Origin of the sequence: Paenibacillus sp. FSL K6-0108 (genome assembly GCF_045040695.1) — a bacterium.
In the GTDB taxonomy this organism is placed as follows: Bacteria; Bacillota; Bacilli; order Paenibacillales; family Paenibacillaceae; genus Paenibacillus; species Paenibacillus pabuli_B.
In genome coordinates, this window is the sequence record NZ_CP150288.1 from 6,552,740 (window position 1) to 6,568,712 (window position 15,973).

Consider the following 15,973-nt stretch of genomic DNA (forward strand, 5'->3'; position numbering starts at 1 on the left):
GCCACAACAAGGTTTATTTCGAATTTAAAATTTTAAAATTATAGTGTTTTGCTCCATTCAGCACCTCATACACATTGTAAATGAAGGACTTTATTTTCCTTTATTTATCAATAAAAGCTTACATCAAAGGTAAACTTGAAGTACAATGAATAGAACGATTGATTTAAATAAAGGAGGTCAAAGCAACTTATGTCATGGCTGCCCTATATTTTAATTATTGGCATCGCTCTGTTCGGTGGAATTGCTACCATGATCATCGGGAATTCAAAAGCAAATCAGACCAGCAACCCCGAGTATGATCGCAGGACCAGGCAAAATCTGAGCAAACTTACCTATGTATACGTTGGTGCCATCGTTCTCGGCATAGGCGGTTTCGTCCTGTATTTAGTGAACTGAATGGCCCCTACTCTCAGCAAAGTACATGTCTGGACTTTTCCAGTAGTTCAAGGTTTCGTTGTACATATGGAATGGTTTGTCGAACCATTCCCCTCTCTCTTATGATGGCCAAGAGTCCACGTATCCCCCACATACGCACCTGTTCATAAAGACTTTTCCTGCTGAAATACTTACCTTCCTTTATATATCCCTGCTTAAAGTCAGCTGCAATCTCTCCCATTTTTCTCTCCTTGCTTCTTCAACATCTATAATGTGAATGCTCTCCTCTTTAAATAACAAATTCCAAATGCCAAAATCCTTACACATGTTTACAAGTTGGAGATAATTCGGAATTATTCTGGATATGTTCAGCGGGTAATATAAAGCCATAAGAACAGCAAGCCATTTTAAATAACAAATAACACAATTTAAAGGAGAGAGATATGATGAAAAAAAACCTAAAGAAATCCGCAGCAACGATGATGGTACTGGGCATGACATTAACAGGAGCAACGGGCGTGTTCGCAGGCACTCAGCTGGAGAAAATCTCGGCATACCTCAACCATGGGATCAGCTTCAATGTAGACGGTGCGGCGTACTCACCAACGGATGGCAATGGCAACAAACTGGCTCCAATCACTTACAACAATTCAACTTATCTGCCTGTACGTGCCATCGCTGATGCACTGCATGTACCTGTATCGTATGACGGTAAAAAAGGACAGGTCATCATCGGAGAAGCTACAAGCAATCCTTCCACATTGAGTAATGTAACGTATAGCGCAGCGCAAAAAGAAGCCATTTAAAAAGCGTTTGCACAGTTCGATGGCTTCGAGACAGCATACGCTCCTCAACAGATGATTGCAGGTGATACTTTTAAAAGTGTAGGTGCTGGCGGCGATGGAGTAAGCTTTACATTTAACCATATGAAAGTGGATGTGTCTCCAAGAGATTATTCGGACGGTTACAATGGTAAAGACGTTAAACTGTCCAATGGTGTCACAGCCAAATGGTACACACCGGATCAAACGGGTATGCTTACGTTCAAACTGGATGATCGTTATGTCACAATAAGCTCACCGGACCATAAGCTGTCTCAGGCCCAGTTGCAGCAAGTCGCTGTATCTGTACAAAAGGTTCAAGGCAACGATCAGGGCGTTACGGGCTTCGCTGATGTGAAATATACCCAAGAACAGTCATCTGCTATCCGCAAAGCATTTGCGAAATTCCAAGGAATCGAGACTGCTTACGCACCACAACACATGATTGCCGGGGATACATTCAAAAGTGTGGCTGCTGGCGGTGATGGTGTGAACTTTGTCTTCAATCACATGAATGTCACTGTGTCACCTAAAGACTATTCCTTCAGCTATGATGGCAAAAATGTTAAACTGCCTAACGGCGTTACCGCCAAGTGGTATACACCGGATCAAACCGACATGTTGACGTTCAAACTGGATGATCGCTATGTGACGCTCAGCTCGCCAAAAAACGCATTGACTCACACACAGCTGGAGCAAATGGCGGTATCTGTGCAAAAAGTGAAATAAAAGCTCAATTATGAGCAAATCAACTACCATAAACATAAACATAAATATATATATCAAAAACACATTGAGGCTCTCTATAAACATGAGAGACTTCGATGTGTTTTTTTCTTATGACGGATTGTAATATGAAGTGCGACACCTACTGGAAATAAATAAAAAATGGCCCATGGCCGGATTCGTGTAGAATGAAGTCACCACAACACACATTCACACAAGGAGAATCCACCATGAGCTACACACATCTTAGCATAATCGAGCGCAGCAAGCTAGAAATCCTCCACCAGCAAGGGAAAAGTGCCCGAGCCATTGCCAATGAATTGGGCAGGCATCATGCCACCATTTGCCGTGAACTTCGTCGAAACGAAATGCAAATGCCCTATTGTGCCGAGCGATCTCAGGAGAGCTATGTCCAAAGGCGTAAGTCCTCCGTTTCCGCAGGGAAGTGGACACCGCAGCAGTCGGTCCTTATAGAAGAAAAACTGCATGCCACGTGGTCTCCTGAACAGATCGTAGAACGGCTCCGTCAAGAGGGATACCCTATAGTCTGCTTTAAAACCATCTATCGCTGGCTGTATACAGGCCGTTTGGTGAAAGGGGGGCTTGCCGTCCTACGTCACAAAGGGAAACGGCAGAAGCCTGCAGAGACGCGCGGCAAGTTTGCTGTGGGTAAGAGCATCTCTCAGCGTCCGAAAGAGGTTCGTTCCCGGAAAACCTTCGGTCATTGGGAACTCGATACGGTCGTCTCAGGCCGTGGGAAAAGCAAGGGCTGCGTAGCTACATTCATCGAACGCAAGACTCGACTGTACATCGCCATTCCCATGCCTGACCGTACCGCTTTGTCCATGGAAATTGCTTTTGGCGTAGCAGCCTCGCAGTATCCTCCTAGTGCATTTCAAACCGCTACTGCCGATCGTGGCAAGGAATTCGCTTGTTATGCCAGTCTGGAAAAAGTTCATGGCCTACAGGTGTATTTCGCAGATCCGTATTCTTCCTGGCAACGGGGCTCGAATGAAAATGCCAATGGCCTCTTGCGAGAGTTTTTCCCCAAGGGGACGGATTTTGCACAAATTACGGATGAATCCTTGGAGACCGCTCTACGCTTGATCAACCACAGACCACGAAAATGCTTGGGCTGGAGAACCGCTCACGAATCCTTTTCAGAGGAACTGTCGCACTTAGCTTGACAATCCGTCTTATGTAAAAATCATCTGTTACGGTACCCCCTTCTCAAGATGCTCAGACAACAAATACAAATTTCATTATATTGAACCAATAAATGCCCAGAAGCACAGCAATATAAAATTTAAGCTGTACCTCCGAGCATCTAGGATTAGAAATTATTTTTGTCAAAAGGGTCTGGAAGTTTCAAAGTGTAGACCAATGTTGATTCATCTTCCTTGGTTGGTATAATCATGGTCAGAATACCATCTTGTAACGCTTGCTCTGGAATCTTTGCCGTACTGATTCCCCACCTCGCTTCTGCCATGTCCGTTAAGGATAGAGTTCCAAGCACCTGGGTATAGTCCTGATTGGTAAACAGCAACTCTCTAGTTAGATCCATGTAATGGAGAGTAGAAGTTGATAACGTCAAACTTCGGTCAAAATTCAAAACCACACCGTTAATACGATCCGGTTCAAATGATTCCAATGGCTTTGTATTGATTTGATCCAACTTGTACATATCTCCTACTTTTTCAATTCGACGGGCACTTGCATGAAAAGCAAGGCTTTCTGGTGTCATGGCTGTACTCGTATTACGCTCATCATCACTAATTAGTAATTCTTTGTTACTCCAGTAAGCCTTCGTTTCAGACACTTTGAGCCCCAAATCCTTGTTCCATTGTCCCAAAGGAATAAAGGTTTGGTTATAGAGTGTCAGCAATTTGCTTGAGGATCGAGCCACACTGGATGAACGCTGTCCACGACTGAATGTGATTTGGTCCTTACCCAATACATATTGAATATGAAAAGCCTTGGCAAATTCCTCTAAAGGAACATAATGTTGCCCCTCCAGATAAAAGGAAGGCTGTCCCTTGTAATTCAACACTCCTTCTCCCGACTTGATTCCTACTGGCTGCAACGGAAAGAATATGTCAGAAAATTGAAATGAATCCCAGTAGCCCTTCCATTCCCGATATGTATCATATTGCAGTTTCAGATGTTTATTCTCTGAAATGATATACAGAGAGGGAGGAAATGAACCTGGAGCTGAAAAATATTGCTCAATAATGTATTCATCCTCTGTTATCCACTGAACACCCTGTGTACGAGCACGATAGGGAGAATCATAAGTTCGAATCAGTTTGAGGGTCTTTAAGTCATATAAATGAACCGTGGACGATTCCATCTTGCTATCCAGTCCATTCTCAGTAACCAGAATCAGCGTTTTTCTTTCTGGTGAAACAGACGTATGAACATAGCCAATACGATCTTTCAAAAGCGTTGTTTTCTTTCCATTCTTGGTCGCAACAACAGTCCAATCGGATTTTCGGTCTCTGGTGTTGGCTTGTGAAATATTCAGATTAACATCTGTACTTGCCTGAAAAGCTTTGGTAGACAGCCCTGTCTTTATGTCAGGCTTCATCCAAAGCTCATTCACCTTGGCTGTCTTTCCTTTGGCACCGCCATATTCAATATAGTTACATTGGTACTTATTAGTGCAGTATACACCGACGTTGCGGGTTTGCGGGAGTGGTGAGATGGCATAATTCGTATCGGTAAAATCCTTCTCAAGCAAAATTTGTCCGCCAGTATATACCTTTTTGCCTGTAGTCATGGAATAATATATTGGTTTATGTTCTTCTTTTACATAAAGCGTATAAAACATCCCTAATTGTGGCTCCAGGTAAATTCTATTTTCACCCTCATGTACCTTGCGAAGAGAGTTGCTATTGTAATCATACTCATATAAGACGTAATAATATTGATTGTTATCAGTAGCGTAGTAAGTTATGTATCCCTTTAAGCCTAGTGGTGTATCGGAAACAATCGTATCAGAATGTCCTGAAGTCATCGTTGAGCCAGTATACATTTGGGGGAGAACTGCATTCTCGGTAAAGTGATATTCATTCACCTTTCTTTCACCTGTATCAAAACTCGTTCGAATGGTTTCTACAACAACCTCATGTTCCCTGATCGCAAAATTAATGCTATGCCTTACCCGTTCCTTTAAAGAAGTGGTTGCGGATTGCGTGCTTTGCTTATCGGTTCCAGGGTTAGAAGCTGCAACGGTTAGTCCGGGTAAGGAAAAAAGCATAATGCAAGCCAACACAGTAACTAAACAAATAGATATTCTGGACATACTTAACTCCTTCTCTATGTAATATATATTTTATGTGACCTGTTAAGTATAGAACTTCCTACCTAAATATTCATTACATTTACTTCCAGTTCGCAGCCGAAGATCTATTTTTTAATAACGTTTACACCTCCAAATCGTTTAAACGAATCACTCTCCGATAGTTCATATAATCGATCATATCCTCCCAGTCCAACTCGCCTGCATTACCGTCACGATAGTACACGGCCGCAGCAGGCAGGAAACCGACCAGCGGTCCCAAGCCGCCACAGATCATCGCGCCACCGTCGCCACCTTTGGGCATCATGTTTCCAGACGCATCAAGCGTAAGCTCATAGTTGTAGGGATCTCCTGCAAACTGGACACCAAAAAAGTTGGGCAGTTCCAGATCATATGGGCGGCCGTCCTCTTCAAATAGTGAAAGGTCCGGCACTGCCTCTACATCCACGATTCCCTCCACGCCTTTGAGGCTTCCAAAATGCTTCAGTTTCATCGTGTAGTCAAAGCTGTCCCCCCATGGAAATAATGTTCGGCAGCCCCCTCCATATAAGTACTCCCACTCATCTTCAGTCAGCAATCCAAAGCCGGCTTCAATCTCTTTTTCAATTAAGTACTCCAGCGTCAAATCTTCATTGAACCAAAATATCTGTACTGCCTCCCCTTGACGAACCAGACGGAATTCCTGATGCAGTTCATATTGGTTCAGATCAGACAGCTTGAATTTCTCCAACTCTTCTGCAAAATAGGCATTTTCCTGCGCTATCGCTTCAGCTTCCGTCACTTCAATCCAGCCAAGTGAACGGTTGGTGCATTCCACCAGCATGGGAGCAATGTACACTTCTCTAACCGGAGACATCTGGCTGCTCAAAAAAGAATCCACGTCTTCCACGCCATACTCACTGACCGTCTCCAGTAAATCGGCTGACGTTTCTTTGTCCATTCCATCCTGCCAACGATCCCAGCCAAGCGTCACCCAGTCACCAGGCACAAACACAAATCTCTGCTCCTCATATGAAAACACACCTGTCTCCATTCGCTGACCGAATCGTTCAAATGTCTCCAATCCTTTATACTGCATACCTGCGGGAAAATGAATGACCATCCCACGCAATAGTTCCTCTTTTTGCTGAGCAGACAGCCCTACCCATGCATCCCGATTCAGTGCTTCCACGCACTCCCCCACCTTTCACTTTTGCCTTATACTTCACATTAACCTTGAAAATACCTCACGGGCATATCCTTATTTCCCAGCCGCCTTTAACAGCTCTAACAGCAATTCTTTCCGTCTTCCCTCAGCCTTGCGTGCCATTGTTGCAAGCTTCTCTACCTTGCCCCAGATCGGATAAAGCACATGCTCCACTTCATAGGATTTCAGTCCTTGCAACGATTGGACCAGAAGTTCAAGCTTCGCCTCATCCTCCAGCTCTGGCTGAATTTTCAGCTTCAGGTTATCCGTAGAACGACGCAAACAAGCTACCAGCACAGGTATGGAACTGGACGTTACACCATGCTTCTCAGCCAAGGCAGCGGTGAATTTGTCCTGTACCGACTGGTGCTCATCATCCACTTTACCCATGTAATATTCAACCAATGGGAAATACCGCTCATCTGCCAGTCCAAGTCCGAATGCTGCGTAACTGCCTGGCATACAATTCTTTTCACCCTCTGTATCCGCATAAAATTCGAACTCTTCAATCGCTGCACGTGCATATTCTTCAAGCAGCGGATGCAGCTCTGGGTACTCCAGCGCGTTTGCAAAAAAACGGTGCGTATCCGACTTCGCAAGGCCCTTCACAGGCAAATACTGCTTCAGGCTGGATTTGAGCTTGATCTTGTAGCTTTTTGGGAATCCCTGCTTCAATAAACGGATAATAAAAGCAAGGGCCTGTTCATAGGCAGCTGCTTCTTCCTTGCGAATAATGATGGTAATGATCGAGAACACATCGTTCGCGGTGAACTCCACCTGCTCATTTTTCACATGAATATCTTCCTTGGCATAGGTTCCGCTACCTTCAGTCATCATGCGAACCGCACGGCTGCTGCCCAATTGTTTGGCCAGTTCCAAGAAAGTAAGGCCTTGTGCTTTACTGTAACTAGGCTCATAACGAAGAATCATTACGGCAGCATACAGCAGAAGATCGATAGGCTGTGCCACATGCTCCCCATGCTCACTTTGAGGCTGACCCTTCTCCAAAGAAACACCCGGCTTAAGTGTATACACATTGGCGCTGTACGCAGAGGACTGCACATCAAAGTATCGTGGCAAAAAATAATGCTCCGCCCATGACGTTATCGCACGGATAATATCACCACGATGCTCCGCCAGGGCTTCCTGACGTCCTTTGTTTAACTCCTGTATGCGGTCGTATTGCGCTATAGTCCAAGCTACGTTCAGTTCAGGAAACAATTTTGGGTCAAGCAGATGACGCGTCAGAAAAAAGGATTCCAACGGTTTTGTTGGATACGAACCTTTCAGCAGCTTTTGGTCTACGTATGTATGAATGCGCTCAAGCAACTGCTGCTTTTTCCCTTCGTTGATATATTCGAGCATGGTCACTTGCAGCTTTCCTTCTGTCGTCGGGAATTTCCCGCGAAAGGTAAATCGATAGTCGATCAGCGGCGTATCTGCCAGCTTGTCCAATTTCTCTTGAATCACTTCTACAAGCTTGGGCTGGATCTCATTCCGCACCTCTTCTTCCGTAAACGGACCTGCATTCTTTGATTTCAATCCTTCATCCAATCCAAGATCCACACTGTCTACCGTGGTCCGTCCAGGTCTGTAATCCAGCAAAATATCATTAAAGATCCCATTTGCAGCGTGGTTCGCTTCACTGCCTGTTCCAGGTCATCCCGCTTCATCTGTTCATCAAACCATTCATGAATGACCGCAATCATCTCTTCCATTGCCTGATCATAGAGTGTACTCATGCTTCAACCGCCTTCCCATTTATCTGATGTCTGCTGCTGTCTGCTAATGTCCATAAACATATATCAACCAAAGGCTCCACGTTTCACAAACCATCTATATAAAATACGTATCTACGTTCGCAGTCCACCTATTATTTTACTCCCTCAGGCATCTGTGGAACAATAAGTCTTGCGCACGGTTGTTCGCTGTAAAAAGAACCATCCTCTTTCTTCCTGTGTCTGTAGTTCTCGCACAAAAACACAAAAACACCGGATTCCAGGCGATTCCCCGCCCAAATCCGGTGTTTTCACGAAAATTATACGATGCTTATTATTACTTTAGTATGATTCATCTGTTGAATCATTCACAGATTTAATTAACTGTTTTGAACCATTCATTAACTTCCGTTGTGATTTGATCGCCGCCCATGGATTTCCACTTGGTCACGAACGCGTCAAATTCATCGATGCCAACCTGACCGTAAATGATTTTGCTGAACGTATCTTTCTCCAGCTTGTCGAGTGCGTCTTTTTTCATTTTCATCGTATCCGTAGGTGCACCCGTGAATTTATTCTTGATTGCATCATCCTTATGAGCTACCACGACTTGAGCCGCAGCGAACACTTCCGGTTTGTTTGCAATGCTTGTATTCTTCTCAAATGGTGTTTCAGGCTCCTTGCCCGAAGCAAGCTCAGCCAGTGTATCCATCATCAGATTCGGAATACGGGCACCATCATAAGTAAGTGTATATTTCAGCGGGGATACGCCGTCTTTCACTTCAGCTTCACCAAGCACTTTGCCGTCTACAATATCAAAGTCATAGCCTTGGGCAAAGCCGTGTTCGAATTCGCTACCCACTTCCGGGTTGGCAAAGTTATCGAACAAATAGTTCTGATACGTGAAGAAAATTTCCGGGTTCGCCATATCTTTATTGATCAACACAACCCCGTTGCTGGCACCTGAACCGTGGTGATGGCTTTCACCAGTTGGTCCGGTTGGCAGAGCGATTGCTTTGTAGGTAGCACCGTCCACATTTTTCTTCACATCATCGATCGGCCAGTTCGGCATCCAGTGTGGTCCCACAATGATTCCGGCTTTGCCTGCTGTGAACAGTTCGGCTGCCTTGATCTCGTCATATACGCCGGCTTCCTTCGGCAGATAGCCTTTGGATAACCAGTCTTTCATCGTTGCAAGTCCTTCTTTCACACCCGGTTGAACCGAGCCGTATTCCAGTGTCCCTTCTGCATTCAGATTCCACTGTCCCGGCATCGTGTTATACATCCCGAAGATCCAGCCGGATTCGGTCATCCAGGTATTCAGAGCATTTTTCATGCCGACCGTCAGACCGTACGTATCCTTTTTACCGTTTCCATCCGGGTCCTTATTCGTGAATGCATCCATCACCGTTACCAGCTCATCGATCGTTTTGGGTTCTTCCAGTCCCAGCTTCTTCAGCCAGTCTTCACGGATAAACATAACTGGGTCACCATTGTAGGCATAGTCGAAGATCGGAATGCCATAGCGTTTGCCTTCATACATGTACGGGAACCACTCTTCCGGTGCAGATTCTGCAGCACCTTTCCATGTATCTGAAGCATACTTGTCGAACAGCTCGCCTGCATCGGCGAATTTACCCGACTCAATCAACTCACGAACCAGATTATAGTCACCACGGATGGAGACGATATCCGGCAGCTCTTCGTTCGCCGACAGGGAGAGGCGCAGCTTCGTGTAGAACGCATCATTGGTCACGGACACAGCCCAAGGTGTGGTCAGGTCGATGCCCAGCCGTTCCTTCGCCCATTTGGTGTGCACGTTGTTCTGTGCTGTCTCTCCGTTCTTAAACTTTGTATCATCATTCCAGGCTCTTAAATAGCTCATCTGAACCGCAGGTTCATACTTACCGTCTTGCAGTGCAAGTGGCGCAGCCGCTTCCTTGGACGGTTCTTCTTTTGCCCCCGAACTGCATGCCGTTACGGCAACCATCGTCAGTGCAAGCAATGCAGTCATCATTTTTCTATACATGAAACCCCTCCTCATTCACTTTGAATGCCCTTACATGAAAAGGATAGTGCAGCCGGGGAAGCAAACATATATCACAATTTCAATGTTCATATTGATTTGTTAACCGTTCCGAAAATCCTGCGGGGTCAGGCCATAATGTTTGCGGAAGACTTGAATGAAATAAGGGGTATTGTTATATCCCACTTCCTGGCCGACTTCATAAATCTTCATAGCCGTGTGCTTCAGCAGGTGAACCGCACGTTCCATTCGGGAACGGATAATGTAATCACTGATGCCTTCACCGGTCGATTGTTTATACATTTTGGACAAATACACCGGGTGCAGATGTACCTCCCCGGCAATAACCTGCAAGGAAAGATCCTCGCCCAGATGGTTGTCAATCCATTGCTGAACCTGCCGGATCATGTTTGATCCACTTTCCTGACCCGTGTCGGTTGTGCTTTGAGCCCATTGTTCCATCACGCTCCGGGTCCATGCTTCGAGACTCCGAAGAGACACGCCGTAACCGTCCTTCAATAGCTGCTGATACTGCTCACCGAGGACATCGGACAACTGTCTGCCTTCCCGATGAGCCATGTACGAGAAGGCTGCTGCGAGATAGTGGAAAGCAACATACACATGCTCCGGGAACACACTATCCGATAACTCGGCGAAAATCGAATCAATCTTGCGACTCGCGTCCTCCATCCGTCCTGCTTCCAGCAGTGCGGTCAGTCCGGGTGGCTCATAGAGCGCCGCAAGTGATTTCAATGTTGCTCCATGGGAGCCGGCAGCCGCATTGAGATGCAGACCTTTACCCGCTTCCGCCTGCTTGCGCAAGGCACTTACAGCCTGATGATACAATTGTGGAACCTGCTCTGGAAAACGGCCTATCCGGCTGACGGACAGTGAAATCGTTGCGTTTAAATACTGCTTCACACTGTGAAGCAGCCGTTCTCCAAGCCGCCCCATCAGCAGTTCCGGTTCAGATTGTGTCTGCTTCGGGCTTGCCATGAAAACGAGATCATCATAAGCATCATCCGTATGGCAGAGATGATAACTGCTGCCAAAGATCTCTTCCACCACGTTGGAGATGGCGTATTTCATCAGACGGAATGCCTTGTGTGTTGGCTGTGGGTCATCATAGCGGATGAGCAGCAGCTGCATTTTATCCTGGGGACGAAAGCCAATCTCCAATTGCTCCAGCTTTTCCACAAGTTCATTTTCTGCAAATTTATGTCCAAGCAGCACATCCTTCATCAATCCCGCCCGCTTTTCCGGCAAATGCTCCCTCACCGAATACATGGCACGCTGATGCATCAATTGTTTCTCCCCCTCCAGCCGAATCTGGACGGATGCCTGCTGCACAGCTTCAATCAATTCCTCATCCCGCACAGGCTTCAGCAGATAACTTACTGTTCCGTGACGGAGAGCCTGCTTCGCATAATCAAACGATGCGTGTCCGGATAAAATGATACATTTGGTCCGCTCCCACTTTTGCCGAATATGGCTCACCAGATCCAGACCGGACAAGCCCGGCATACGAATATCGGTGATGATAATATGCACCTGATGTGCCGCCATCTGCTGTAATGCCTCTTTCACCGAGTACGCCTTATATACGTGTCCAATCCCATGTTCCCTCCACGGTATGGAAGCTGCAATCGATTCCACCGCTGAATGTTCATCATCCACGACCATTAGATTCATCATTAGGATATTCCTCCTCAAACCATCGTATTTCTACACTGAGACCCCCATAAGGGATAGCTCCAAAATGAAGCCCCGAAGAATGACCATATCGCGTGACAAGCCGCTGGTGTACATTCCAGGTACCTGTACCAATCTCTTCGCCCATGGGCTCATTGATTTCCCGTTCAAGACCCGCAATCTCTTCCGGGGTCAAGGTAACACCGTCGTTATCAACAAACAGACTGTATCGGGTGTATTGCCTGCCATCCATTTGCTCTTGTGCTGCCATGCCTGTAACCACGATGTGACCGCTGCCCTCCATCGGTTCAATGCCGTGAATGACTGCATTCTCCACGATAGGCTGGATCAGCAGCCTTGGGATGTGCTGCTGCATTAACTCCTGCGGTACGGCAATCTCATACGACAAACGGTTGGTGCGCATCTGTTGAATGGACAAATAATTGTCCAGCAGCCGGATCTCTTCTTCCACGGTCGTCATATCATTCTCGTCACGTGTGATGTAGCGGTAGTAATCTCCCAGACTGAGCGACATGGCAATAACCGCTTCGCGGTTGCCGAGCTGCGTCATATTTTTAATATAAAACAGGCAATTGTACAGGAAATGAGGATTGATCTGTGACTGCAGATGCTTCAACGTTGCTTCCCGTGAACGGATACGTTCCTCGTATACCTTTTCGATCAGCTCCTGAATCTGCTCGGCCATATGATTGAAGCTCTGCGTCAGGTACGCAAATTCATCACGGGAGTGATCAACCGGAATTCGTGTAGACAGCTGTCCTTTGCGAATCTGCTGCAGCCCTCTCATCAGACGTTGTATCGGCACCTGTACCTTTCGGTATAACAACAGAGCAGCACCAATACTGAGCACGAGCAGCAGCAAAATGGAAGTAATGAACATATTTCGGCTCTTGTCCATCGGCGTAAGCAAATCATCCAGTACAACCGGGTTAACATAGATGCCATTCAGCTGTTTCGAGAGCACATAACTGACCAAGTACTGCTTGCCCCCCACCTCCAGCTTATGGTTACCCTCGCTGCCCAATCCGTTTAAAGGCATATCCTTCATAATGGCCTGTATCAGTTCAGGATCCGCACTGCGGTTTAACAACGGTTCATTGCCTGGTACAAAAAGAAAAGGATCTCCCCCCTGGGCCTCCTTGAAGTCGTCCAGCATGGCTACAATGTTCATCGGATCAAAATTAATCTCCATCACGGTTCGAACACCCGTAGCCACCGGTTTGGCACTCCATTCATAGTTATCCGTGAAGAAATAAGTGAAACTTTCCCGATCCAATTGCCACTGTCCAGGCTGGGGGAACTTCAACATGTTCTCATTGTAAACGGTTCGACTCGCCTTGGTGGATAAAACCAACTCCGCCTGAGGGAGCACAATGGTAATATCGTTCTTCCAGCGGCTGGTGGACTGATACAGCGACAATTTGTCGAGAATGTCGAGATAGATGCTGTTTTTCTCATATTGGCTGGTCGAATCTGTCATGTAGCGATAATGCAAAATGCTTGGATCACGCAGTAAAGTAAGACCGTAGAGCGAGAGCTGTTCAATATTTTTATCCACCTGGGAGCTAAAATAGTTAAATTGATTCAGGCTGGACTGCTGCTTCTCCTCCACGATCATGTTCACGTTCGCCTGATTCGCGTAGGTATAGAGCAGCAAGATGGGTACCAGCAAGCAGACCAGAAGCATAACTGTTTTTGAGAATACTGTAAATTTCATTGATTCACCCTGTCCCGGATTAAAGTAAAGAACCATATGGAAGTCCTATTTTATATTGAAACCCCTTACATATCTATACTGAATTTCAAATGAGTCACTATTCGGTATCCGTTTTTAACAAGTTAATAAATCAACATCCGCCTTGAAATGTTGTTCTATAGCCAGCCCGTTTCCATTGCTATAATTCAGTTGCTCCACTATTTGCAGAGGCTGACTGGCCTCATGATGCAGAGGCTGGACGATATAAAGGAGGGACCTGATGGCTATGGAACAACCACTAACGACCAATACGCCGGTGCGGCAGGCAACACACCATCCACGCAAACGTACCCGCTGGAATTTCAAACGCACTTGGCCGCTGCACCTGATGCTGCTGCCTTCGGTACTGCTCACATTGCTGTTCGCCTATGTGCCTATGGGCGGCATTATTATTGCGTTTCAGGATTTCAAACCATGGCTGGGATTCACTGGCTCCAAATGGGTAGGATGGGATAACTTCCGATTCATGTTCGAATATCCGGACAGTGTTCAGGTCATCTGGAACACCGTACTGATTGCCGCCATGAAAATTGTGGCCGGACTCGTGGCCCCGGTTGTATTTGCTATTTTGCTGAATGAAGTACGGAATTCCACGTTCAAAAGGTTCTCGCAGACGCTGGTATACCTGCCCCATTTCTTGTCTTGGGTTGTGCTGGGCGGCATCCTGCTGGACATGCTTTCCCCCGAAGGCGGACTGATTAACCAGGTTCTGGCGGCCGTTGGCATTGAACCGATTTTCTTTCTGGGCGATGGTGACTGGTTCCGTGTAACCGTGGTTATCAGTGATGTATGGAAGGAGTTCGGATTTGGTACCATTGTCTTTCTTGCAGCCCTTGCGGGCATTAACCCTGCTCTGTACGAAGCTTCCGAAGTTGACGGGGCAACACGACTTAAGCAGACCCTACACATTACGCTGCCTGCACTCGTGCCGATGATTATTGTGGTGGGAACGCTGTCACTGGGGAATATTCTTAATGCCGGATTTGACCAGATTTTCAACCTGTACAATCCACTTGTATATGATAAAGGCGATATTATTGACACGTTTGTTTACCGGATGGGTATTTTGAATGGCAAAATGAGCTTTGCGACTGCGGTTGGTTTGTTTAAATCCTTTGTCGCCATGTTCCTCGTTATTACTGCCTACCGGATGGCTTACAAAATCGCCAATTACCGCATTTTCTAAGGAGGAATTAAGGTGTATCACAAAACGACCGGATACCGTATATTTAACGGCTTCAACCTGTTTTTCATCGCGGCCGTCTCGCTGCTGTGTGTGCTGCCGCTCATCCACATTCTGGCGGTTTCCTTCAGCGGTAAAGCGGCAGCTTCTGCCAATCTGGTAACGCTCTGGCCAATTGATTTTACAGTCGATGCCTATACCAAAACGTTTGGTAACAGCAACTTTCTCAGCGCGCTCTGGATCTCGGTACAACGTACCGTGTTCGGAACACTGCTCAGCATGGTACTGGTCATCCTGACGGCATATCCGTTATCCAAGGAAAGTCTGAATTTCAAGGGACGTTCGCTGTATGCGTGGTTTTTCATCTTCACGATGCTGTTCAGCGGCGGACTGATCCCGTCCTATATTCTGATTCAAAAGCTGGGGCTGATCAACACCCTGTGGGCTCTGATTTTGCCTGGGGCTGTGGCGGTCTGGAACCTGATTCTCATGATGAACTTCTTCCGTAACGTGCCCAAGGAGCTCGAAGAAGCGGCGTTCATCGATGGTGCCAACCATATCACCACATTGTTCCGCATCTATCTGCCCGTATCCATGCCGGCCATTGCGACGATCTCCCTATTCACCATGGTGGGGCAGTGGAATTCCTGGTTCGATGGACTGATCTATATGAATGACGCAGCCAAATATCCGCTCGCTACGTTAATGCAAACCATTATCGTGCAGCAGGACTTCTCCAACATGAACGTCGATGCGACTCAGCTACAGAACATGTCGCAGCGTACCGTTAACGCAGCCCAGATCTTTATCGGGGCACTGCCAATTCTGCTCGTATATCCATTCTTGCAGCGATTCTTTGTCAAAGGAATTGTACTTGGGGCTGTAAAAGAATAGGATTTGTATACTAAAACTGAATTCATTCGCATCATTTCATCCCGAGGTTTATAACGCGCCGTTATTTACTTCGGGATGATTTTCCGCGAATGGCATTGTTATATTGATTAATGAGTTCATCCAGAACCATCGATTGACGAATGACCTCCGGATGCCACAGTTCTTTATGAGAATTTGCAATCTGGTAGAGCCTCTGTCGTGCCTTTTCGATACATTCCTGAATGGTTTCCGGATTATGCACCATACTCCCGCCCCCTGTTGTCCTTCAATATAC

The 15,973-nt window shown here is 46.4% G+C and carries 14 protein-coding genes; 6 read left to right on the forward strand and 8 right to left on the reverse strand.

What is annotated here, in order from left to right; translation table 11 throughout:
- Positions 1–189: 189 nt before the first annotated feature.
- The 4 genes from MHB49_RS29840 (at position 190) to MHB49_RS29855 (ending at position 3,109) form a co-directional block, all read left to right on the forward strand.
- The gene (locus MHB49_RS29840) at positions 190–396 is read left to right on the forward strand and encodes a hypothetical protein (RefSeq protein ID WP_405154011.1); all 207 of its coding nucleotides are present in this window, start codon (positions 190–192) and stop codon (positions 394–396) included.
- 422 nt (positions 397–818) lie between these two features.
- Entirely contained in the window at positions 819–1,181 is a 363-nt protein-coding gene (locus MHB49_RS29845) for a stalk domain-containing protein (RefSeq protein WP_405154012.1), read from the forward strand.
- A 51-nt stretch (positions 1,182–1,232) separates the two neighbouring features.
- Positions 1,233–1,925: a hypothetical protein gene (locus MHB49_RS29850; RefSeq protein ID WP_405154013.1), complete on the forward strand. Its 693-nt coding sequence runs from the start codon at positions 1,233–1,235 to the stop codon at positions 1,923–1,925.
- 227 nt (positions 1,926–2,152) lie between these two features.
- Entirely contained in the window at positions 2,153–3,109 is a 957-nt protein-coding gene (locus tag MHB49_RS29855; protein ID WP_405152478.1) for an IS30 family transposase, read from the forward strand.
- 146 nt (positions 3,110–3,255) lie between these two features.
- Here MHB49_RS29855 and MHB49_RS29860 read toward each other — a convergent pair whose 3' ends face one another.
- The 7 genes from MHB49_RS29860 to MHB49_RS29890 all read right to left on the reverse strand — a co-directional run bounded on the left by MHB49_RS29860 (position 3,256) and on the right by MHB49_RS29890 (position 13,583).
- Complete coding sequence (locus MHB49_RS29860) at positions 3,256–5,226, reverse strand: hypothetical protein (protein ID WP_405154014.1); 1,971 nt, start codon at positions 5,224–5,226, stop codon at positions 3,256–3,258.
- A gap of 121 nt (positions 5,227–5,347) precedes the next feature.
- A complete protein-coding gene (locus tag MHB49_RS29865; RefSeq protein WP_405154015.1) occupies positions 5,348–6,394 on the reverse strand; it encodes a hypothetical protein in 1,047 nt (348 codons plus the stop codon).
- A 69-nt stretch (positions 6,395–6,463) separates the two neighbouring features.
- Positions 6,464–8,014 (reverse strand): DUF6138 family protein, encoded by a 1,551-nt coding sequence (locus MHB49_RS29870; protein ID WP_405154016.1) that lies wholly within the window; start codon positions 8,012–8,014, stop codon positions 6,464–6,466.
- A complete protein-coding gene (locus tag MHB49_RS29875; protein ID WP_405154017.1) occupies positions 7,981–8,151 on the reverse strand; it encodes a hypothetical protein in 171 nt (56 codons plus the stop codon). The genes MHB49_RS29870 and MHB49_RS29875 overlap by 34 nt, the downstream gene beginning before the upstream one ends.
- Before the next feature lie 352 nt (positions 8,152–8,503).
- The gene (locus MHB49_RS29880; protein WP_247899473.1) at positions 8,504–10,156 is read right to left on the reverse strand and encodes an extracellular solute-binding protein; all 1,653 of its coding nucleotides are present in this window, start codon (positions 10,154–10,156) and stop codon (positions 8,504–8,506) included.
- Between the two features lie 99 nt (positions 10,157–10,255).
- Complete coding sequence (locus MHB49_RS29885) at positions 10,256–11,848, reverse strand: response regulator (RefSeq protein ID WP_405154018.1); 1,593 nt, start codon at positions 11,846–11,848, stop codon at positions 10,256–10,258.
- Entirely contained in the window at positions 11,823–13,583 is a 1,761-nt protein-coding gene (locus tag MHB49_RS29890; protein WP_405154019.1) for a sensor histidine kinase, read from the reverse strand. Before MHB49_RS29890 ends, MHB49_RS29885 begins: the two co-directional genes overlap by 26 nt.
- 259 nt (positions 13,584–13,842) lie before the next feature.
- Here MHB49_RS29890 and MHB49_RS29895 point away from each other — a divergent pair, with 259 nt between their 5' ends.
- Entirely contained in the window at positions 13,843–14,808 is a 966-nt protein-coding gene (locus MHB49_RS29895; protein WP_405154020.1) for an ABC transporter permease, read from the forward strand.
- A 12-nt stretch (positions 14,809–14,820) separates the two neighbouring features.
- A complete protein-coding gene (locus MHB49_RS29900; RefSeq protein ID WP_090904632.1) occupies positions 14,821–15,699 on the forward strand; it encodes a carbohydrate ABC transporter permease in 879 nt (292 codons plus the stop codon).
- Between the two features lie 61 nt (positions 15,700–15,760).
- Here the strand turns inward: MHB49_RS29900 and MHB49_RS29905 are convergent, their stop codons facing one another.
- Positions 15,761–15,943, reverse strand: coding sequence for an aspartyl-phosphate phosphatase Spo0E family protein (locus MHB49_RS29905; protein ID WP_163761597.1), 183 nt, complete (start codon positions 15,941–15,943; stop codon positions 15,761–15,763).
- Positions 15,944–15,973: the final 30 nt, after the last annotated feature.